The sequence below is a fragment of the Wolbachia endosymbiont of Drosophila nikananu genome (assembly GCF_028981865.1).
In the GTDB taxonomy this organism is placed as follows: Bacteria; Pseudomonadota; Alphaproteobacteria; order Rickettsiales; family Anaplasmataceae; genus Wolbachia; species Wolbachia pipientis_B.
On sequence record NZ_JAPQLL010000064.1, the window covers coordinates 9,964 to 30,685 of the forward strand.

Here is a 20,722-nt window from a genome sequence, read left to right on the forward strand (position 1 = left end):
CTGTATTTATTTTAAATTGAAGAAAGCTCAAATGAAAGATCGTGCTTTGCTAAAAATCACAGAATGCAGTCTGGTTACACATATAGTTGAAGTAATTCAGATTTGTAAGATATGTTTATCTGCAGTTATAGCTTCAACAGTAGGCGTTACTCTTGATTACCTCAACATTTTCTCTTGGCAATTCTTTAATGAACCGAGAAGTGTGCATCGGTTGCCACTGGTTGTTAATTTCCCTCCTATCTGCACATGAAATGATTAACCTTTCCTTTGCCCTGGTTATGCCAACATATGCAAGTCTCCTTTCTTCTTCTAAAGCTTTACCACTTTTATCTTCAAAAGATCTTTGATGAGGAAATAATCCCTCTTCCCAACCAGGTAGAAACACGCACGGGAATTCAAGTCCTTTGGCTGCATGAAGAGTCATAACATATACGGTGTCATCGTTATTCATATTATCCACTTCCATCACTAGACTTATATGCTCCAAAAAAGTTGTGGCATTATCGAAATTTTTTAAAGATGAGATGAGCTCCTTAACATTTTCTATTCGTGCTAAGCCTGTTACCTCCTCATTTTCAAGCATTTCAATATACCCTGATTGGTTTGCTACGATTTTAACGAATTCATGCAGTGGTTTTACGCTTACTATCTCTTCCCAAGCTTTAATTTTATTTAAAAAATCATTTAGTGAGAGTTTAATTCTTTCGGTTACTTGATTACTATTAACTAATATTTTTGCTGCCTCAAAAAAAGAAATTTTGTTATCCTGAGCAGTCGTGTATATTTTCTTTAGAGTTGTAGCTCCTATGCTTCTTTTTGGCCGATTTATGATCCTTTCGAAAGCTAAATCATCGTTATTGTTTGTAACGAGTCTTAAATATGCAATTATATCCCTGACTTCCTGACGTTCGTAGAATTTTACACCACTTATAATCTTGTAGGGAATTGAATATTTTATAAAATACTCTTCCAGAACTCTAGTCTGAAAAGTCGCCCTTACCAGCACTGCAATGTCACTAAATCTGTATTTATTGAGCTTTAATATCTGTTCGCTTATGAACCTTGCTTCAGCTTTTCCGTCCCATAATTTTATTAGATTTACCTTTTCCCCTTCAACGTTTATTGTCCACAATTTTTTTTCTAAGCGAGTCTTATTGTGATTGATAACATATGACGCAGTTGCAAGTATGTGGGATGTTGATCTGTAGTTACACTCTAGTTTAACGGTTTTTGCATTTTTAAAATCATCGGAAAATTTCAAAATATTTTCAACTTCTGCACCACGCCAACTATATATCGACTGGTCATCATCTCCTACACAGCAAATGTTTGAGTGCTCTTTTGCAAGGTATTTTAGCCAAAGATATTGTATCGCATTTGTATCTTGATATTCATCTACCATGACATATTTAAACTTGTTTTGGTAGTAGGACAGAACTTCGATCTTTTGATTAAAGAGTTGTATGTTATATAGCAATAAGTCACCAAAATCGACAGAGTTAAGGAATTTTAACCTTTCCTGATACTGGTGATAGACTTTGAGTGCAGTTACGTACACTGGCCTAAATGATTGAATATCTTCCACTTCAGATGGCAATAAGCATTTCTCTTTCCATTGCTGAATAATATTCATAATGGTCTTACATTTTTCTGGTAGGTAATCAGGGCTTATTTCATTAATAATATTTTTTATTACCTGTAATTGGTCATCCACACCAATGATTGTAAAATTGGAATTTAGCCCCACGACTTCAGCATGATAACGTAGAATTTTTGCTGCAATTGCATGGAAAGTGCCAAGCCATGGTATGTTTGTGCCTGTTAGCTCAAGTACCCTTGATACCATCTCATTTGCTGCTTTGTTTGTGAATGTAACAGCTAATATTTCATCAGAATAAGCATGACCGTTTCTAATTATGTGTGCTATTCTTGAAGTAATCGTTCTTGTTTTTCCCGTTCCTGCTCCTGCCAATATTAAAACCGGTCCATCTATGTTAGTTACAGCTGATTGTTGTTCTGGATTTAGCAGTGAGAGATAATCGTTCATTTGCAGCCCTATAGATTATAACTTCGTAAAGTTAAACCTATGATCGAAATATTGTAAAGGTTTTATTGAATAGAACAGTTAAAGAATGCTTCACTCAAGTACTACATATTTAAGCGTAGATCTATCTTGTTGGGGTAGTTTCAAGTGTATGCTGAGTAACAACAACTTGATTTGAGGTGTTGGTACCAGAACTTCTGCTTGTTGGGTGGATAGGTGGAGTTTGGAATGGCTTATATGTATGGTTTAGTTCCTTCATTTCTATTTCTTCAACTTCAACAAGGGATTTTTCTTTTGGGGTATAGTGATTATGCGTTGCAGGTCGTTCAGTAAGATTTTCATATGTTTCTTTCAACCAAGTTCCAATATCATACATAAATCCATACGCTTTTTCTTTAAATTCTCTCAATGATCTAATGAAACTTGCTAGTGTGTTATTAAAGTAAATTGTCATATAGTCTCTTGTGGTGTATTGATAACTTTCTCCATCTAGTCTGCTACTTTGTGCGTTAGAACTATTGTTGCTTTTGAAATAACCAAATATGTTGTACATTTTGAGCTACCGCTGATTATTAATATACATATATTATATGTTAATAAATTAAAATTGTCAAGAGTGTTTATTGCATTACTGAGAAAATACTCTATATAATAATTTAAAATGGAGCTGAAAGTGCAATGTTTTCAAGCGTTTAATATAATATTGACTTTACAACAATAGTCACTTTAAATTAGTAACTATTGTTGCAGTTAAAGTATCAATGGCTTTTTTCTTTTATTTTTTTGCAATTCTTAGCATTTTATCTGCTGTTTGTGTAATTAGCGTAAGAAATCCTGTGCATGCAGTATTATTTTTAATTTTTACCTTCGTTAATTCTGCAGTGCTTTTCATTCTCCTTGGAGCTGAATTCATTGCTATGATGGTGCTGATAGTATACATCGGTGCGGTTGCGGTGTTGTTTCTCTTTGTAGTTATGATGCTCGATATTAACTACATAAGGTTGCGCCAGGGTTTTGCAAAGCATTTCACTCTTGGTGCTATATTATGTGTTGTGTTTTTTCTAGTCATCAGCTTTGTAATCCGCAGCTCAGCACCAAATATAAGCAATGTTATAAACTATAATACTAATAACGTGAAAGCTATCGGTAATTTGCTCTACACTGACTACATGTACGCTTTTCATCTTTCTGGAATTTTGCTACTTGTTGCAATTGTCGGTGCAATTGCTCTTACTTTGCAGGACAAGAAAAAAGAAGTTAAAAAACAGAATGTATTAAAGCAATTGACACAATCTTCATCTGTAAAATTGGTTAAGGCTAAATTTGGAAAAGGAGTAGAATGGAAATAGGATTAAATCATTTTTTGATAGTTGCTGCTATTTTGTTCACTATTGGGGTGTGTGGTATTTTCATTAACCGTAAGAGCATAATCAATATATTATTATCAATAGAAATATTATTGCTGGCGATTAACATCAATTTAGTTGCTTTTTCTGCCTTTATGAATGATATAGTTGGGCAAATTTTTGTGATGTTTGTGTTGACTGTTGCGGCAGCAGAGTCAGGAGTTGGGCTTGCAATATTGGTTGTATATTATAGAAGCCGTGGCAATATAGACGTTGAACAAGCAAATTTAATGAAAGAATGAAAGTATGATGGATATACTGAAATTAATAGTATTTTTGCCACTCTTTGGTTCGCTATTTGCAGCACTTTTTAGAAAAAGTCAGTTAGTTACAACGGCAGGGATTGGAATATCTGCAGTTTTATCTTGGTATGTTTTTCTCACCTTCTCTGAAAATTATCACTTGAGTTTATTTCCTCTATTTTCATTAAGTGTATTAAAAGTAAATTGGGCAATTAGTGTGGATGCTCTCTCATCCTTAATGCTTATTGTTATTACCACTGTTTCACTAGTAGTCCACCTCTACTCTATCGGTTATATGGAACATGATAAAGGGAAGTCGAGGTTTTTTTCTTACCTATCGCTGTTTACGTTTTGCATGATTGTGCTGGTGGTGAGCGATAATTTCGTGCAGCTTTTTTTTGGCTGGGAAGGGGTTGGCCTATGTTCTTATTTACTCATAGGATTTTGGTTCCAAAAATATTCTGCAAATAATGCAGCAATTAAAGCATTTGTTGTGAATAGGGTAGGAGATTTTGCACTATTGATTGGGATCTTTCTCATTTATTATACATTTCACTCTTTAAAATTTACTGAAGTTTTTGACACAGCTGATCTTCTTGGCGCGCAGAACATTAGAGCATTCTGCTGTGAATTTAAAATAATTCATATAATATGCATATTACTTTTTATTGGCTGTATGGGTAAATCTGCACAGCTTGGGTTACATGTTTGGTTGCCAGATGCAATGGAAGGGCCAACCCCTGTTTCTGCACTCATTCATGCAGCAACGATGGTAACAGCAGGTATATTTTTAATAGCAAAATGTTCTCCATTGTTTGAGTTATCAAATGTGGCACGAGAATTAATAGTTATCGTTGGTGCACTTACTGCTTTTTTTGCAGCCACCGTTGCAATTACTCAGAATGATATAAAAAAAATAATTGCTTATTCAACCTGCAGTCAACTTGGTTATATGTTTATGGCATGTGGGCTTTCTGCTTACAATGTTGCTATTTTTCATTTAATGACACACGCTTTTTTTAAAGCTCTACTATTTCTTGGTGCTGGCAATGTAATTCATGCAATGCATCATAAGCAAAACATTCAGAAAATGGGAAATTGCTGGAAGAAAATCCCTTGCACTTACGCTCTCATGTGGATTGGGTCTCTTGCGCTTTCTGGAATATTTCCATTTGCAGGTTTTTACTCAAAGGATTTGATAATTGAACATGCTTATAGCACGGATAGCTTTGCTTTTGCAATAAGCTTAGTTGTTGCATTCTTCACAGCGTTTTACTCTTGGAGGTTATTGCTTCTTGTGTTCCATGGCCAAAAACAAAGTAAAATTAATATACATGAAGCACCAAAGATTATGCTTATACCATTACTGATACTTGCTTTTGGATCGGTATTTTCTGGAGTGTGGGGAGCAAATATTTTGAACATAACTAGTAATGCGTTTTGGAAATCAAGTTTAATGGTGATTGATGAGCATGGAGTTCATAATTTCTTTATAAAACTGCTGCCAACCTTAGCGAGCCTAAGTGGAATAGCTCTTGCATACCTGATTTACCAATATCAAGTAATTAGGCAAATTAAGAGTAAATTTTTACTTAAGTTTTTGCAGAATAAATGGTACTTTGATGAGGTGTATGAGTTTATTATAATTGCACCGATAAGGTTTATATCTAGGCTTCTATGGAAGTTTGATGTTAAGGCTATTGATTCATTTGGACCAAATGGTGTTGTAAGGTTGGTTAATGAATGTTCAAAAAGTTCTATAAAGTTACAAACTGGTTATATATTTGATTATGCATTTATTATGTTTGTTACTTTAATAATCGGTGCTTTATATATTATTGGAATTAAATAGAAGGTGTTGTTACTTAGTATATTCTTGCTTCCACTGATAGGAGCGTTGATTTTATCCTCGATCAGGATTAATCATCAATCTATACACCTAAGATTCCTTGCCCTATTTTTTGCTGTACTTCCATTCTTGCTTAGCATTGTAGCTTGTATAGAATTTGATTATAACAATGCGGACTTTCAGTTTGTCAGCTATCCAGTAAGAGATATTGGAATAGGGGTGGATGGAATATCGTTGCTTTTCCTTCTACTTACGACCTTCTTGTTTGTTATGTGTATGCTCTATAATTGCAAAATGAGTTATACGACCCTAAAAGCCTATATGGCATTATTTCTACTGCTTGAGAGTTTTGTAGTCGGTTTTTTCGTTTCACTGAATGCTATAAGCTTTTATGTGTTTTTTGAAGCTGTCTTAATACCAATGTTCTTTATTATTGGCATTTGGGGAGGGAAGCAAAGGATATATGCGACGTTTAAGTTATTTCTTTATACATTAACTGGCTCATTATTATTTCTACTTGGGTTGGTATACATCTATAGTGTTTTTGGAACGTTTAGTATACAAAAATTAGCTACATTAGTGCCAAGCCTTGATCTTGAAGTGCAGTCATTGCTGTGGATTGCATTTTTTATTTCTTTTGCAATAAAAGTACCTATGTTTCCATTTCACACTTGGCTTCCTGATGCGCATGTGCAATCACCAACTTCTGGATCTGTGATTTTAGCTGGCTTGCTTATTAAAATGGGGGGATATGGATTTTTAAGGTTTTCTATTCCAATGCTTCCTCAGGCAAGTTTGTATTTTTCAAATTTCGTTGTTGTGCTGAGCATTATTGCGGTGATATATGCTTCTCTAGTTGCGTTTGCTCAAGATGATATAAAGAAGTTAATAGCTTATTCTTCAATAGCACATATGGGGATCGTTACCGCTGGCCTCTTTTCATTTTGTGAGGAAGGAGTACTGGGTAGCATATTTCAAATGATTAGTCATGGCCTTATTTCTGCTGCTTTATTTTTGTGTGTTGGAATGCTATATATTCGAACTGGAACTTTGGAGATTGCAAAGTATTTTGGCATAGTAAACACAATACCAAAATTTGGTTTTATGTTCATTTTATTTTCAATGGCTTCAATAGGGCTACCTGGAACATCTGGATTCATAGGTGAGTTTTTGGCTATGGTTGGAATGTTTAAGAGCATAGAGTTTTTTACAGGATTTATCGTACTTGGCACTATTTTAAGCGCAGTTTATATGCTGAATTTATGTAAGCAAATAATATGGGGAGTTAGCTATTCTAAATTATTAAATAATCGCTTGGATAGCATAGAATTTTCTGTCTTAATTCTGCTTGCAGTGTTTGTTATTTTGCTTGGATTCTACCCAACCCTTGCACTGAATTATTTGAAGCCATGTATGGCAAATTTGTTAGTCAAATATAATGCGCTATGAATTATATACAGATATTGCCGGAAACGTTCTCTATTATCTCCTCGTTAGTGTTGCTACTGCTTGGAATTATATTTAACCGCCGAACTATCAACTTATTAGCACTTGGCTGCACAGTGGTAACTTTAATTATTTTAATTATTTCGGCAGAAAACAATGAAATTTTTCTCTTTAATTCGTTGTTAAAACTCAATTTATACATCAGGTCAGCCCAAGGGTTAATTCTCAGCACAGGAATTTTAATACTTTTGATGCTGAATTTATCAAAATATGACTATAAATATGAATTTTCAATACTGATTCTTTTTGCGCTATTTGGCATGATAACTTTAGTTTCAGCAAATAGTCTGATTTCTTTTTACTTAGCTTTTGAGTTGATGAGTATATCTTTATATGTTCTTGCGAGCTTTAATAAAGATTCAGCTTATTCATGTGAAGCAGGAGTGAAATATTTTACACTTAGTGCACTATCTTCCTGCATTATGCTATATGGAATGTCGCTGCTTTATGGATATACAGGACAAGTCAATTTCTCTGAGCTCGGTTCATTCTTGCAAAACCATCAGATAACTTATGGAATAGTTTTTGGGTTAGTTTTTATCCTTATTGGTTTGTGTTTCAAGCTTGCTATTGCTCCTTTTCATATGTGGGCTCCAGATGTCTATCAAGGTGCACCTACCATAGTAACTGCGTTTTTTTCTACGGCCCCAAAAGCTGCACTTGTAACATTTTTAATTCGATTAATGAATGAAGAGTTAGTAAATGTAAAAAGTTATGTTCAGCCTATTTTCTTGTACGTTTCAGCATTGTCTGTGCTTATCTCAGCTTTTGGGGCATTGCGTCAGCAAAACTTAAAAAGGCTGCTTGCTTACAGTTCAATTGGTCACATTGGTTTTATATTTGCTTCACTTTCTATTTTTACACAAGCAGGAACAGATAGTGCCTTAATGTATCTGGTGATATATATCATCACAAGCATAGGGCTATTCTCATATCTCGTACAAATTGATGATGACGATTGTGATATTGCAAATTTATCTGGTATAGGGAAAAAATGCCCAGTTTTAGCATTTCATCTTTCTGTACTATTGCTTTCGATGTCGGGAATACCTCCACTTGCAGGTTTTATCGCTAAATTTTTTATATTCAAAAGTTTAATAAATTCTGGCTTTATCAGCCTGTCTTTGACCCTTGTGGTGGCGAGTGTTGTATCGTGTTACTATTATCTAAATATTATAAAAGCTATATATTTTGATAAGACTAGCAGTAATAAAACCACCTATTGCAAGGGTTTATTCATCATCACTTCAGCAGTCTCATTAATCAATATTATTCTTTTTGTATATGTAGAGAACTTATACTCATTAATTCACCTGGTAACTAAAGGCTTAGTAAAGTGATCCCTGAGGGCTTTTATATTCATCATTACAAAGAAGTTTCAAGCACTAATACAGAAGCGTTGGATTTAATTGATAAAGGAATATCAAATGAAACCGTCATTATTGCCGACAAACAAACAGAGGGTAGAGGGCGCACTAGAAAAAGCTGGATTTCTCCCGAGGGTAATTTTTATGCAAGTTTGGTAGTAAACCTCTTTAACAATTATCTCGATAAAAGCCCGCTTTCGGTGTCATTCCAGCGCGTGACGCTGGAATCTAGGAATCAAGAAGCATGGATCCCAGTGTCAAGCACTGGGATAACATCGGATGGTACTGGGATAACAGTAAGCTTAACGAGTCAAGTTAAAGACATCAGCAAATTAACAGAATTGACTTTTGTGACTGCTCTTGCTGTAGGGAATACTTTACTGTCATTTATGAATGATAGTAACATTCAACATAAATGGCCAAATGACATTCTAATCGATGGCAAGAAAATAAGTGGAATATTGCTTGAAAAAAGATCCAATTTGAATTGGCTTATTGTAGGAATTGGAATTAATGTCAATCATGCACCACTTCCAGGAACAACGTGCATTAGCAATTATGGTGAGTCTATGTCTAACATGGATCTGTTAAAGGAATTAATAATAAATTTTAATAAGCTAAGAAAGCAATGGCTATTTGATGGGTTTTATGCTATAAGAGAAATGTGGTTAAAAAAAGCATTCAAAATGAATGAGCAAATCAGTGTAAAGTTAGCTGACAAATTGTATGAAGGAATTTTTGCTGATATAGATAACAGTGGTAAATTGGTGTTGCAGCAAAAGGATGGAAGCTTAATTTATTTTGATGCAGGTGAGTTATTTATTGACAATGCATTATGAATACATATGTAATTTTTGCTTACCTTATTAGTTTTACGTTGATTGCCGGAGAACTGATTTTTACCATTTCTTGCTATACTAAAAGTAAAAAAATTCTAGAAAGCCTGAAAGATAATAATGAAGAAGAAACATAAGCGATTACTTATAACTTCAGGAATTTTCTGCTTTTTAAGCTGCATAGTCTTTTTTATTTTAACAACGCTCAAAGAAAATATCTCATTTTTCTATACAGTAAGTGAGGCAATAGTTTTACCAAGTAGTCAAAAGCCAATCCGTGTTGGTGGAATGGTTGTTGAAAATAGCGTGATACGCAACGAAAGTGAAGTGATTTTTCAAATGACAGATTTTAATAAAAGCGTCACGGTAAAATATCAGGGGATACTTCCACCAATGTTTTCAGAAAAAAGTGGTGTTGTTGTGCAAGGTAAAATGTTTGATAATAGTACCTTTCTTGCAGACACGGTGTTTGCAAAACATGATGAGAATTATATGCCGAAGTTTTAAAATAGATTCCCTAATTCAGTTGTATTGAAACGATATGTAGAGAGAGTAACAGCCTGCTAGCAAGCTGTTACCTTTTTTATTAAAGCAATCCGTTCTCCTCGCCAGTAACATGGAATAATGGAGGAGATGCTGGTGGAGGAGCAATATCGTCTAAAGCTTGTTTTAAATCACTGAGATCTTTTACTAAACCACTCTTTTGATCACCAACATCTTTAATTAGTTTTGTAACTTTTTTCTCTTCATCTGTTAATATCGTATTTAACTTACCAATGAGGTTTTGATTTATACTATCGACCATCTCATCAATAACATTTTGAGCATGAGCACCTACTATAGTTTTTGTTAGTTGTTGCTCCGTGAAGTCTTTCCCCTGGCTTTTTAGCTTGAAAGGCCCAATGGTATTAACTTTTTGCTCATTATTTTCTGTTGCAAAACCTTGTACATTGTTTTGTAGACTTTTATCTGTTTTCATATAAGTTACCTCCATAACATTATTAATAATTTAAACTAGCTGCTACGCACATCAGACAACCTTTTTCCAAACTCGTAAGCACTGGCTTACAAGTACTCAGATTCATGGTAAGCGTATTCTTCGACTGCTATAAATTCAATGTTAGTATCTTGGAAAATACGGGGTGATGAACGCAAACTTTCCAACACTTCGCTGTATACAGGTGGAGGTAGAAGTTCTTCTAGCTTCTCATAAACCTCTTTTAGCTTTTCATTTTGTTCTTCAAGTTTCCCTTTTAATGCATCAATAATAGCTTTAGACTGATCTTGATTGCTGAGATCACCAATCACAGCCGTTACTTTCTCATAAGGCAGTTTGTGAATGATGTCTTTAAGCTCATTTGCATCTATGTTATCCAAAAGTGCTTTAAACTGTTCATTAGACAAATTGCGAGCAAAGGCTTGAAGTTTACCTGGATTGTCAGCTAAAGACTTAATAATAGTTTGAATCCTATTAGGATCAGTTAAGTCCTGAGCTATTGCTTCGAGTTTCTTATGGTCGAGTTTATTAACTAAGTCTTTCAGTTGATCTTCCTGCAGGTTATTTACTAAAGCTTTTAACTGATTACCTCCCAATTCTTTGGAGAGTATCGTCAAGTGGTGTTCAGCCAAGTCTTTTGCAAGCACTGTAAATTGCTCATCACTTAAAGTTTTAATAAGTGCTTTAAACTGATCTGTCTTTAAGTGAGGCAGAATTTCCTTTACCTGCTCTGGGTTTAAGTCTCTAACTAGAGCTTCAAGCTGAGCATCATTTAAAATAGGAACAACTATTTTTAATTTTTCTGGATTTAATTCCTGAGCGAGAGCTTGTAATTGGTGGTTGGTTAGATGATCCACTAAAGCTCGGAGTTGCTCATTACTAAGAGTGTTGGCAAAAATCTTTAGTTGCTCATCCGTTAGGCTTTCAACAAGAACTTTGGTAAACGTATTTATGTCTTCTAGTATATTAGATGATATTATATCCTTGATTGTTTGTTCCTTGCTGTACAATTTAATATATTGAAGTGCCTTATTGTCAAGTGAATCGATAATATTTCCTTGATCATCTGAGAAATAATATTTATCGTTATTTGACTCTTCCCATGTTACATATTGATATTCCACTGGTTGTACATCAAGGAAAATCCGACTGCTTTTTATGTCAGCAGAAAAAGTTTCTATAGCTTGCTTGGTCAGTGATAACTTCATTAGTTGGTCATTGATATATGCAAAGGAATACGGATTATTTACATAATCTAGTTCAACATGTCTCAAATTTTTCCCAATAGAAACCTTACAATTTGTTAATAGATCTTGATTATTATCACAATAATAAATTTCTCCTGCCAAATCTTTTTCACCTTCCTGTACACAGGAAACAAGTCTTGCACTCCCCTTAGGACCACAAAATTTTATAGGTAAATCTAGTGCTATATCACTTTCATCATCCAGTGGTATGAACCCAACTTTAGCAAGCTTATTCCAAGTTAGCCCTTTGCTATCCACTTGATCTTCAGGCATCTTATTGTTGTCCACCTGATCTTGCAATATCTTCCATTTGGTTGCGTTGAGCAATTTTTTCCCAGGTACCATCTTAAAAACATGTTTCTTTCCACTCATAGGCATTACCAATAAATTAATTGTTAGTATTCTAACATTTATTGATTAATTTATTGTTAAGTTAGTATATATCAGAATTATAATAAAAAACATTACTTGCATAAAGAAAAGTTACAGAAAGAGGGATTTTTTAGGAAACTAGTATAAAACACTCCTAGATTAAAATAAGCTGTTTTGACAAGTTTTGTGGCGTGCTAGAGCTAATATAGACTGGTGGAGGCAAGCGGGATCGAACCGCTGACCTTCTGCGTGCAAAACAGATGCTCTACCAGCTGAGCTATGCCCCCAATTCTTGCTTAAAGCATAAATCACTCAGGCTGAAATGCAAGAAATATTTATCTGTTATAGCTAAACTGACTTAGATTTACTGACAATTTGAAAAACCGTCATTCCGCTACGTGTTAGCGGAATCTATAGCTAAAGTGACTTAGATTTACCGATAATTTGAAAAACAAAAATTCGTCATCCCGCTGCTTGTTAGCGGGATCTAGAGATACCGCGGCGGTATGATGTAGGAAAACCTTTCTTGGGTTAGCTATATGCTGAGGCGGTATAACGTGTTAGCTATAGGCTATTGCTAAGCATTATAATAGTGCACAAATTCTTTAGGGTATATACAGTTTTCTATTTTTCTTGTCTCCTTAGCGTTATACTTCACACCATCCAAATAAATCTGTGAATTGAAAATTAACAAGAAGTTTTCCTTTAAAAAATTTTTTAAACTATCTATAGATTTTTTAACTACTAACGCAGTATATTATATAATTTATTTAATCACACATGAAAATTTTAGTTTGATTAAAACGGATAAAAACTATATTACTGTTTAGTATAGCTGAAAAATGAAATGGTCCCGTAGCTCAGCCGGTAGAGCACCTGACTTTTAATCAGGATGTCACGCGTTCGAACCGCGTCGGGATCACTCACAAATTTTGAAAAACATGCTAAAAGAACAAGATAAAATATTCACCAACCTAAATGGTAAAGAAACTCCACTACTTAAGGGTGCAAAAAAACGTGGTAGCTGGCAAAAAACAAAGGAGTTACTGGATTTAGGATCAGAAAAAATCACTGATGAAGTAAAGAAATCTGGCTTGAGAGGTCGAGGGGGTGCAGGATTTTCCACCGGCCTTAAGTGGAGCTTTATGCCTAAAAATCTTCCAAAAGCATATTTAGTAGTCAATGCAGATGAGTCAGAACCTGGTACATGTAAAGATAGAGATATATTACGATATGAGCCACATAAGTTACTTGAGGGAATTCTCCTGGCCGGCAAAGCGATCAGCGCATCAGTTGCGTATATTTATATCAGGGGTGAATTTTATAATGAATATTTAGTTCTAAAAAAAGCACTTGAGGAAGCCTATAAAGAAAACTTAATTGGAAAAAATGCCTGCAAATCAGGCTATGATCTTGATGTGTTTATCCATAGGGGTGCAGGAGCTTACATATGTGGGGAAGAAACAGCTCAACTCGAATCAATTGAAGGAAAAAAGGGCTTTCCTCGCATGAAACCTCCATTTCCTGCAGGTGTTGGGCTTTTTGGCTGCCCAACCACAATAAACAACGTTGAAACTATAGCTATGGTTCCAGATATTCTAAATCGCGGAGGAGAATGGTTTGCATCTCTTGGCAAACCAAATAATACTGGTACCAAGGTCTTTTGTATTTCAGGGCACGTAAACAACCCGTGTAATGTTGAAGAAGAGCTCGGAATTCCACTACGTGAATTGATTGAAAAGTATGCAGGTGGAGTGCGAGGAGGTTGGGATAATTTACTTGCTGTAATACCTGGTGGGTCTTCAGTGCCATTAATTCCAAAATCTATATGTAATACTATTGAAATGGATTTTGATTCATTAAAAGCTGCACAATCAGGGCTTGGTACTGCTGCTGTAATAGTGATGAATAAATCAACTGATATAATAGCTGCAATAGAGAGGTTATCACACTTTTACATGCATGAGTCCTGTGGACAATGCACACCGTGCCGTGAAGGTACTGGATGGATGTGGAGGATTATGAGGAGGATGATAGCAGGAAATATTAAGCCTGATGAAGTAGATAAGCTGCTTGACCTTACAACTCAAATAGAAGGACATACAATTTGCGCACTTGGTGATGCTGCAGCTTGGCCAATTCAAGGATTAATAAGACATTTTCGCCATGTTATCAAAGAGAGAGCGATAGTTTAACTCTACTTATACTTCTTAAGCCGTTTTGCTACTTAGCAACCAGAGCTAAAAAATATTGATTCCCTTCTCTTTTAGGTGCCAATTCTACCTTTGCAATATCTTCAGTTTCTCTAATTAGCCGTTCTAATTTTTGCAGTCCGACTTCAGTGTTTATAAGCTCTCTGCCCTTAAATCTCATTGTAACTTTGATTTTATGTCCGTGAGCAAGTAAGTCTCTTGCTTGACGCAATTTTGTTTCGTAGTCGTGATCACCAATATTAGGACCCAGTTTAATTTCTTTTATAGTTAATGTTTTTTGTTTCTTTTTTGCTTCACTTGCTTTCTTTTTTATATCATACTTTTGTTTGCTATAATCCAGAATTTTACATACTGGAGGGGTTGAATCAGGTGCAATTTCCACCAAGTCTAAACCAACACCCTGTGCAAATTCCAAAGCTCGTTCTATTTGCACGATTCCGACCATTTCACCACTATGATCAACTAAGCGTACCTCCTTAGCTGTGATGAATTCATTAATTCTGTTTTTATTGTTCTTTTTAACTTGCAAACTTTAACTCCCTTAATTCAAATTAATACTTTTTAACAGCAATTCAGTAGCCTTTTCCAAAGAAAAAGACTCCTGTCTTTCTGATCCTAAATTTCTCACTGACACAGTTTTACTTGTAACTTCATTTTTGCCTACAATCCACAATATAGGAACCTTGTTTGAACTATGCAAACGTATCTTATAACTAATTTTTTCATTGGTCAAATCAGTCTTGACTCTCACACCTTGTTCTTTTAAAATATTGCTAATTTCTGTGGCGTAACCGTCAGCTTCATTTGTAATGGTCAGAATAGCAAGTTGCGTTGGAGCAAGCCAAACTGGAAATTTTCCTGCATAATGCTCTATTAAAATTCCAATAAAACGCTCAAAAGTCCCAAGAATTGCCCTATGTAACATGACAGGGTGATGCTTGTGCCCATCTGCCCCTATATAAAAAGCTCCCAGACGTTCTAGTAAAATGAAATCAACTTGTAATGTTCCACATTGCCAATTTCTGCCTATTGCGTCTTTCAAAACGAACTCTAACTTTGGACCATAAAATGCACCTTCACCAGGGTTAAGTTTATAACTCAAGCCCGCTTCTTTAACGGCTTCAAGCAGCGCTTTTTCAGCTCTATCCCACACTTCATCATCCCCTGCCTTAACATCTGGACGGTCTGAAAATTTCACAGAAATTTCATTGAACCCAAGCTCTGAATATACTTCTTTTAAAAGGTCACAAAACTTTATAGTCTCAGAATTCACTTGTTCTTCCATACAAAAAATGTGTGCATCGTCTTGCGTAAAACCACGCACTCGCATCAGTCCGTGCAATGAACCTGAGCTTTCATTTCTATGGCATGTGCCAAACTCTGCCATACGTATCGGTAAATCACGATAGCTTCTGGTGTGAGAATTAAAAATCTGCACATGACAGGGGCAATTCATGGGTTTTATTGCTAGCTTTTTACTCTCAAGCTCATCAACAATAAACATATTTTCGCGAAACTTATCCCAATGTCCAGATTTCTCCCACAGCTCCTTACTTACTAAAATAGGAGTTTTCACTTCAAAATAGCCATTATTTATTAATTTTTTCCTTATATAAGATTCAAGAACATTATATAAAATATATCCTTGTTCATGCCAAAAAACCTGCCCGACAGCTTCCTCTTGAATGTGAAATAAGTCCATATCCTTAGCAATTTTGCGGTGATCGCGTTTCTCTGCTTCTTTGAGACGCTCAAGATAAGTGTTTAGTTCATCCTTATTTCTCCATGCAGTGCCATATATTCGCTGCAACGCCTGGCCCTTGGAATTACCACGCCAGTATGCCCCTGCAACCTTCATAAGTTTAAATGCTTTGACTCTACCGGTTGATGGTGAGTGCGGCCCGCGGCACAAGTCAACAAAATCGCCCTGTCTATAAACAGTTAGGTTTTCACTCTCTGGTATGGATGAGATAATATCAACCTTATATTTTTCGCCTATACCACTAAAGAAATCAATTGCCTGTTTGCGAGTCCAAACCTCTCGAACAAATCTGTGGTTACTTTTTACAATCTCTTTCATTCTCTTTTCTATTGCGGTAAGATCGTCCGTAGTAAAGGCACGACTTGTAGCAAAGTCATAGTAAAAACCGTCCTGAATTGTTGGGCCGATAGTAATCTGAGTACTAGGAAATAGCTCTTTCACTGCCTGCGCCATTATGTGAGCAGCATCATGCCTTATTATATCTAAACCCGCTTCGTCACTCAGTTGTATCACCTCTATCTCTGCATCAGATTCAATTTCACGTGAGAGATCATACAACTCACCGTTTACTTTCAATGCAACTGCTTCTTTCAAAGCATCCGGTTGTAATATATCAAAGCTAGTGACTCTACCACTGTATCCTTTTACTTTTTGTTCGGTTGAAAAAGTAACTTTAATCATTTATCATACCTTTTGTCATCCCAGTGCGTGACACTGGGATCCATGTTTCTTTTTTTTCTAGATTCCAGCGTCACGCGCTGGAATGACACCAAAAGGTGAGCTACTGATCTTTCACTTAAATAACAGTTGTACAAAAGATCTATTACATACTTGCTGTAAGAAATTTTAATTGTTGACATACCTAGTTAATAATACGGTCTATTCTTTTTTAACCTGAGTGCAATTGCGTCTTCCCAAACTTCACCATTACGCAATAACTTTTCTTTATTGTACATTAGCTCCTCTCTTGTTTCAGTAGCAAATTCAAAGTTAGGACCCTCCACAATCGCATCAACTGGACATGCCTCTTGGCAAAGTCCGCAGTATATGCATTTTGTCATATCAATATCATAGCGCGTGGTGCGACGACTACCGTCTTCTCTTTCCTCTGCTTCAATAACTATTGCTTGAGCAGGGCAGATAACTTCACATAATTTACAAGCTATGCATCGTTCTTCACCGTTTGGATACCTACGCAACGCATGCTCACCACGAAATCTTGGACTTAAAGGGCCCTTCTCCATAGGATACCTCAAAGTAACCTTTGGCTTAAACATATATTTTAATGTAATAACAAACCCTTTAATTAACTCTACAAAAGACCAATACCAAGCTAATTTCTTGAGCATAAAATATTTAAAACCTATGTTGATAATTATAAATCATATTATCAGTTTTCAAAATAAATATTTTCACCTGAGTGACCTTTACAGTTTTTTATATAATGTATTTATTAATATGATATTACTATAAACTAGCAAGATAGATAAAAATTTCGAATATTTTCAAATTAGGTATTTTGGTTTCTTAAGTGTAATATTGCTAAGTAGTTTATATAAATAATGACAAACAAAAATGAAACTATTTTCGCCTTATCGACCGTATTGGGTAAGTCAGGAGTTGCAGTAATCAGAATTTCAGGCAACTACGCGCTTAAAGCTTTAAATCATTTTCATATTAAGAAAGAAATTAAACCAAGATTTGCTACTTTAGTTGATCTATATGATGATTCCAATCAATTGATAGATAATGGAATAATCATCTATTTCCCTGCTCCAAACAGTTTCACTGGCGAGAACGTTATAGAGTTACAAGTGCATGGAAGCAAGGCAGTCATAAAAATCATCTTGGAGGAATTATCAAAAATTTTTGTTATGGCCAGGCCTGGAGAATTCTCACTTAGGGCTTTTCTAAATGGTAAATTTGACTTAACGCAAATAGAAGGGATTGCAGACTTAATTGATGCTGAGACGAAAATGCAAGCTAAACAAGCGATTAAGCAGATATCTGGAGAATTGGAGAGACTATACAGCAATTGGAGGCAAAAATTAATAACGATACAATCCAAAATCGAAGCATATATAGACTTTCCAGAGGACATTTGGGCAGAAAAAAGTGAATTGGAAAAAATTAATAATGAAGTGCAATCTCTCGTGCAGTTGATACAAGAGCATTTAAATGATAATAGACGGGGCGAAAGGTTGCGTGAGGGTTTACATATTGTAATAACTGGTGAACCAAATGTCGGTAAATCAACTCTGTTTAATTTCTTAGCCAAGCGTGATATTGCTATTGTTTCTGAATATGCAGGCACAACAAGAGACGTGCTTGAAGCTCATATTGACATTGGCGGATACCCAATCATTCTCTCTGATACTGCTGGAATTCGTGAGAGTTCAGACCCGATAGAATCAGAAGGCATAAGTCGAGCAAAAAAGAGGTCTTTTGAAGCTGATTTAAGAATAGAACTATTTCCTTTTGAACAGCGACACGATGTCAATTATCAAGCCACAGGCAATATACCATCTGTCGTACCAGTGCTTGACACACAACTATGCAAATATTGTAATCAACAAACGGTGTCATCCCAGTGCTTGACACTGGGATCCAGATATAAAAATACTTGCAAATTATGCAATAGACAATGGATTCTAGAAACGTGTGCTGAAAACAATGTTCATAGCTGGATTCCAGTGTCAGCTACTTGCATGACATCAGACCAAAATGACACCATTTATGTTCTGAGCAAAGCTGACGATGCAATTAATGACAGAAATATACTGATTGGCGGTGTAGATTTCCTACCTATTTCTATTTTAAAGGGAATAGGTACAAACAAGTTGATCTCTCTCATAAAAAAGAAGGCAGAGGAAAAATTTGGGCGTGATAGAGACACTCCTTTGATTACCCGGCAAAGACATAGGAGTCACATGCAGAAAGCACTGGAACATTTACAACGTTTTAATATCGATAATCCAATTGAGTTGATATCTGAAGATTTAAGGCTTGCTGCATTTGAACTTGGTGCAGTGATTGGGGTTATTAATGTTGAGGAAATATTAGATAGTGTGTTTAGCAGTTTTTGTGTAGGTAAGTAAGATTTTTATAGATTGCTTAAAATCAAATGTTGTGATAGAAAAGAAATGGACGGATGGCCGAGCGGTTTAAGGCACCAGTCTTGAAAACTGACGTACGTGATGAGCGTACCATGGGTTCGAATCCCATTCCGTCCGCACAGCATCCCGCTATGTTAGCTGATTTTTAGAGCTTGTTTGGACTATGTGGTTCATAACGCTGGAAATCTTATCTAATCTAGCCACATCTTTTAAAAATACATCCCTTTGTAAATTGACCTTATTAGCGAAGAAAGCTAATATCTATAAATAGATTACCATCTGAATATGAAAACCGATATAGTAATAATAGGTGCAGGGCCTATTGGAATATTCACTGCTTTTCAAGCGGGAATGCTTGATATGAGATGCCATATAATAGATGTTTTGGATCAAGCAGGAGGACAATGCACAGCTCTTTACCCAGAAAAGCCAATATATGATATACCTGGTTATCCTGTAATTACTGCCCAAAAATTAATTGAGCAATTAATGGAGCAAGCTTCACCATTTGAGCCTGTTTACCATTTAAGTCAAAAAGTGGAAAAGATTTCGAATAACTGTGATCAAAGCTTTACTATCATAACTAACACAGGCACAGAGGTAAAATGTAAGGCTGTTATTGTTGCTGCAGGTAACGGAATGTTTGAACCTAACCGTCCACCCTTAAGTGGTATATTAGAATACGAAAATAAATCTGTATTTTACAGTGTAAATAAAATTTCTGATTTTCAGGACAAAACTATAGTCATTGCAGGGGGGGGTGATTCTGCAGCTGATTGGACTGTAGAACTTTCTAAAGTTGCAAAGAAAATTTATGTGATACATAGAAGAAAGGAATTTCGCTGCACTCCTGAAACTAGAAATAAATTAGAATCACTTGAAAATAATGGAAAGATAGAACTGGTAGTGCCATATCAATTACACGAACTAGCAGGAGGTAATGGGCAGTTGAGCGCAGTGATAGTAAAAAATATTGCCTCTAAGGAAGAAAAAGAAATATCCGCTGATTTTTTGCTGCCATTTTTTGGATTGTCAATGAATCTTGGGCCAATAAACAGTTGGGGTATAGAGTTAGAACATGGCCGCATAACTGTCGACCCAGCTACACTTAGAACCAGTAGAGATAGAATATATGCAATCGGAGATATAGCTACTTATCCAGGCAAACTAAAATTGATACTAAATGGTTTTGCTGAGAGCGCCATGGCTTGTTACGACATATACAAAGTAATCCACAACTCTCCAGTCAATTTTCAATATTCAACTTCAAAGGGAATTCATGGGAAAGAAAGTGAGTAAATCTGAAATAACCCGGGGCATCTGTTTTCGAAGGCAGTTGCCTAAAACACAAAGATGTTACCCAAGTAGAAACGAAAAAACTTACTTGACAAGCCTCGCCAGCCCCTTTATCATGGTAGTGAAGGTATTCAGTTATCTTCATCTGTGCAGATTAAACAGCAAGAAAACAACGTAGTTGGCGTCTTATTTTTAATTTTTTACACTATGTGCACCTTATGTCTTCACAACATTTCTGGGTTTTTACCTATATAAGCTGAAACGCGCTTATAAGTCGTTTAAGACAGTATAGTACGCCAATTTGCAGGATTAGAGAGTGACAACTAGCTAACACGGGGTTTCTCTTGCCTTTTTTTTCTGCTTAGTCAATTTCTTAAACATTTAAACTAAGGTTAGTTGCATTTAAAAGCGGCTGAATCGTAGCGTTTAGAATAAAAAACGCCAATATTTTGAAGTACATATAAATAAC

General features: G+C 35.5%; 19 protein-coding genes and 3 tRNA genes. 13 read left to right on the plus strand and 9 right to left on the minus strand.

Annotated elements, in window-relative coordinates:
- Nucleotides 1-133: 133 nt before the first annotated feature.
- Nucleotides 134-2,047: an ATP-dependent helicase gene (locus OZD67_RS04245; protein ID WP_182183225.1), complete on the minus strand. Its 1,914-nt coding sequence runs from the start codon at nt 2,045-2,047 to the stop codon at nt 134-136.
- 121 nt (nt 2,048-2,168) lie between these two features.
- A complete protein-coding gene (locus OZD67_RS04250) occupies nt 2,169-2,597 on the minus strand; it encodes a WD_0964 family protein (RefSeq protein WP_182183227.1) in 429 nt (142 codons plus the stop codon).
- A gap of 208 nt (nt 2,598-2,805) precedes the next feature.
- On the opposite strand from OZD67_RS04250, the gene OZD67_RS04255 reads away from it, so the two are divergent.
- From OZD67_RS04255 to ccmE, 8 genes are read left to right on the plus strand one after another with little or no spacing between them, the layout of a single operon-like run.
- Nucleotides 2,806-3,393: an NADH-quinone oxidoreductase subunit J gene (locus OZD67_RS04255; protein ID WP_182183228.1), complete on the plus strand. Its 588-nt coding sequence runs from the start codon at nt 2,806-2,808 to the stop codon at nt 3,391-3,393.
- Nucleotides 3,384-3,692, plus strand: a complete 309-nt coding sequence (gene nuoK, locus OZD67_RS04260; protein WP_019236815.1) for an NADH-quinone oxidoreductase subunit NuoK — start codon at nt 3,384-3,386, stop codon at nt 3,690-3,692. The genes OZD67_RS04255 and nuoK overlap by 10 nt, the downstream gene beginning before the upstream one ends.
- A 4-nt stretch (nt 3,693-3,696) precedes the next feature.
- Nucleotides 3,697-5,544 (plus strand): NADH-quinone oxidoreductase subunit L, encoded by a 1,848-nt coding sequence (gene nuoL / locus OZD67_RS04265; protein WP_182183230.1) that lies wholly within the window; start codon nt 3,697-3,699, stop codon nt 5,542-5,544.
- A gap of 3 nt (nt 5,545-5,547) precedes the next feature.
- Complete coding sequence (locus tag OZD67_RS04270) at nt 5,548-6,990, plus strand: complex I subunit 4 family protein (RefSeq protein WP_182183232.1); 1,443 nt, start codon at nt 5,548-5,550, stop codon at nt 6,988-6,990.
- Complete coding sequence (locus OZD67_RS04275; RefSeq protein ID WP_182183233.1) at nt 6,987-8,387, plus strand: NADH-quinone oxidoreductase subunit N; 1,401 nt, start codon at nt 6,987-6,989, stop codon at nt 8,385-8,387. The genes OZD67_RS04270 and OZD67_RS04275 overlap by 4 nt, the downstream gene beginning before the upstream one ends.
- Nucleotides 8,384-9,253 carry a biotin--[acetyl-CoA-carboxylase] ligase gene (locus OZD67_RS04280; RefSeq protein WP_182183235.1) on the plus strand — a complete coding sequence of 290 codons (870 nt, stop codon included), beginning with the start codon at nt 8,384-8,386 and terminating at the stop codon, nt 9,251-9,253. The genes OZD67_RS04275 and OZD67_RS04280 overlap by 4 nt, the downstream gene beginning before the upstream one ends.
- Nucleotides 9,250-9,387 carry a CcmD-like small membrane protein gene (locus tag OZD67_RS04285; RefSeq protein ID WP_179943858.1) on the plus strand — a complete coding sequence of 46 codons (138 nt, stop codon included), beginning with the start codon at nt 9,250-9,252 and terminating at the stop codon, nt 9,385-9,387. The genes OZD67_RS04280 and OZD67_RS04285 overlap by 4 nt, the downstream gene beginning before the upstream one ends.
- Entirely contained in the window at nt 9,371-9,757 is a 387-nt protein-coding gene (gene ccmE, locus OZD67_RS04290) for a cytochrome c maturation protein CcmE (protein ID WP_182183237.1), read from the plus strand. The genes OZD67_RS04285 and ccmE overlap by 17 nt, the downstream gene beginning before the upstream one ends.
- Before the next feature lie 79 nt (nt 9,758-9,836).
- Here ccmE and OZD67_RS04295 read toward each other — a convergent pair whose 3' ends face one another.
- From OZD67_RS04295 to OZD67_RS04305, 3 genes are all read right to left on the minus strand, one after another.
- Nucleotides 9,837-10,229, minus strand: coding sequence for a hypothetical protein (locus OZD67_RS04295; protein ID WP_182183238.1), 393 nt, complete (start codon nt 10,227-10,229; stop codon nt 9,837-9,839).
- Between the two features lie 86 nt (nt 10,230-10,315).
- Nucleotides 10,316-11,866, minus strand: a complete 1,551-nt coding sequence (locus OZD67_RS04300; RefSeq protein WP_182183240.1) for a magnesium transporter MgtE N-terminal domain-containing protein — start codon at nt 11,864-11,866, stop codon at nt 10,316-10,318.
- A 211-nt stretch (nt 11,867-12,077) separates the two neighbouring features.
- Nucleotides 12,078-12,153, minus strand: a tRNA-Ala gene (locus tag OZD67_RS04305).
- 562 nt (nt 12,154-12,715) lie between these two features.
- Between OZD67_RS04305 and OZD67_RS04310 the strand changes: the two genes are divergently transcribed.
- Together OZD67_RS04310 and nuoF are read left to right on the plus strand one after the other, a co-directional pair.
- A tRNA-Lys gene (locus OZD67_RS04310) sits at nt 12,716-12,788 on the plus strand.
- Between the two features lie 19 nt (nt 12,789-12,807).
- Nucleotides 12,808-14,061: an NADH-quinone oxidoreductase subunit NuoF gene (nuoF, locus tag OZD67_RS04315; RefSeq protein WP_182184202.1), complete on the plus strand. Its 1,254-nt coding sequence runs from the start codon at nt 12,808-12,810 to the stop codon at nt 14,059-14,061.
- Between the two features lie 28 nt (nt 14,062-14,089).
- On the opposite strand, the gene infC is transcribed toward nuoF, so the two are convergent.
- The 4 genes from infC to nuoI are packed head-to-tail and all read right to left on the minus strand — an operon-like array spanning nt 14,090 to nt 17,190.
- Nucleotides 14,090-14,608: a translation initiation factor IF-3 gene (gene infC / locus OZD67_RS04320; RefSeq protein ID WP_182183241.1), complete on the minus strand. Its 519-nt coding sequence runs from the start codon at nt 14,606-14,608 to the stop codon at nt 14,090-14,092.
- A gap of 12 nt (nt 14,609-14,620) precedes the next feature.
- The gene (gene thrS / locus OZD67_RS04325) at nt 14,621-16,522 is read right to left on the minus strand and encodes a threonine--tRNA ligase (protein ID WP_182183243.1); all 1,902 of its coding nucleotides are present in this window, start codon (nt 16,520-16,522) and stop codon (nt 14,621-14,623) included.
- Nucleotides 16,519-16,701, minus strand: coding sequence for a hypothetical protein (locus tag OZD67_RS04330; protein ID WP_182183245.1), 183 nt, complete (start codon nt 16,699-16,701; stop codon nt 16,519-16,521). Before OZD67_RS04330 ends, thrS begins: the two co-directional genes overlap by 4 nt.
- Nucleotides 16,702-16,707: 6 nt before the next feature.
- A complete protein-coding gene (gene nuoI / locus OZD67_RS04335; protein WP_038199316.1) occupies nt 16,708-17,190 on the minus strand; it encodes an NADH-quinone oxidoreductase subunit NuoI in 483 nt (160 codons plus the stop codon).
- Nucleotides 17,191-17,403: 213 nt separating this feature from the next.
- Between nuoI and mnmE the strand changes: the two genes are divergently transcribed.
- From mnmE to OZD67_RS04350, 3 genes are all read left to right on the plus strand, one after another.
- Nucleotides 17,404-18,939, plus strand: a complete 1,536-nt coding sequence (gene mnmE, locus OZD67_RS04340) for a tRNA uridine-5-carboxymethylaminomethyl(34) synthesis GTPase MnmE (RefSeq protein WP_182183246.1) — start codon at nt 17,404-17,406, stop codon at nt 18,937-18,939.
- 47 nt (nt 18,940-18,986) lie between these two features.
- Nucleotides 18,987-19,074, plus strand: a tRNA-Ser gene (locus tag OZD67_RS04345).
- 168 nt (nt 19,075-19,242) lie between these two features.
- Nucleotides 19,243-20,256, plus strand: coding sequence for an NAD(P)/FAD-dependent oxidoreductase (locus OZD67_RS04350; RefSeq protein ID WP_182183248.1), 1,014 nt, complete (start codon nt 19,243-19,245; stop codon nt 20,254-20,256).
- Nucleotides 20,257-20,722: the final 466 nt, after the last annotated feature.

What these genes read in the sequence shown, in the direction of transcription:
- OZD67_RS04245 (WP_182183225.1), bottom strand. Translation starts at nt 2,047, where the DNA reads ATGAACGATTATCTCTCACTGCTAAATCCAGAACAACAATCAGCTGTA.
- OZD67_RS04250 (WP_182183227.1), bottom strand. Translation starts at nt 2,597, where the DNA reads ATGTACAACATATTTGGTTATTTCAAAAGCAACAATAGTTCTAACGCA.
- OZD67_RS04255 (WP_182183228.1), top strand. Translation starts at nt 2,806, where the DNA reads ATGGCTTTTTTCTTTTATTTTTTTGCAATTCTTAGCATTTTATCTGCT.
- nuoK (WP_019236815.1), top strand. Translation starts at nt 3,384, where the DNA reads ATGGAAATAGGATTAAATCATTTTTTGATAGTTGCTGCTATTTTGTTC.
- nuoL (WP_182183230.1), top strand. Translation starts at nt 3,697, where the DNA reads ATGATGGATATACTGAAATTAATAGTATTTTTGCCACTCTTTGGTTCG.
- OZD67_RS04275 (WP_182183233.1), top strand. Translation starts at nt 6,987, where the DNA reads ATGAATTATATACAGATATTGCCGGAAACGTTCTCTATTATCTCCTCG.
- OZD67_RS04285 (WP_179943858.1), top strand. Translation starts at nt 9,250, where the DNA reads ATGAATACATATGTAATTTTTGCTTACCTTATTAGTTTTACGTTGATT.
- ccmE (WP_182183237.1), top strand. Translation starts at nt 9,371, where the DNA reads ATGAAGAAGAAACATAAGCGATTACTTATAACTTCAGGAATTTTCTGC.
- OZD67_RS04295 (WP_182183238.1), bottom strand. Translation starts at nt 10,229, where the DNA reads ATGAAAACAGATAAAAGTCTACAAAACAATGTACAAGGTTTTGCAACA.
- OZD67_RS04300 (WP_182183240.1), bottom strand. Translation starts at nt 11,866, where the DNA reads ATGAGTGGAAAGAAACATGTTTTTAAGATGGTACCTGGGAAAAAATTG.
- nuoF (WP_182184202.1), top strand. Translation starts at nt 12,808, where the DNA reads ATGCTAAAAGAACAAGATAAAATATTCACCAACCTAAATGGTAAAGAA.
- thrS (WP_182183243.1), bottom strand. Translation starts at nt 16,522, where the DNA reads ATGATTAAAGTTACTTTTTCAACCGAACAAAAAGTAAAAGGATACAGT.
- OZD67_RS04330 (WP_182183245.1), bottom strand. Translation starts at nt 16,701, where the DNA reads ATGTCAACAATTAAAATTTCTTACAGCAAGTATGTAATAGATCTTTTG.
- nuoI (WP_038199316.1), bottom strand. Translation starts at nt 17,190, where the DNA reads ATGCTCAAGAAATTAGCTTGGTATTGGTCTTTTGTAGAGTTAATTAAA.
- mnmE (WP_182183246.1), top strand. Translation starts at nt 17,404, where the DNA reads ATGACAAACAAAAATGAAACTATTTTCGCCTTATCGACCGTATTGGGT.
- OZD67_RS04350 (WP_182183248.1), top strand. Translation starts at nt 19,243, where the DNA reads ATGAAAACCGATATAGTAATAATAGGTGCAGGGCCTATTGGAATATTC.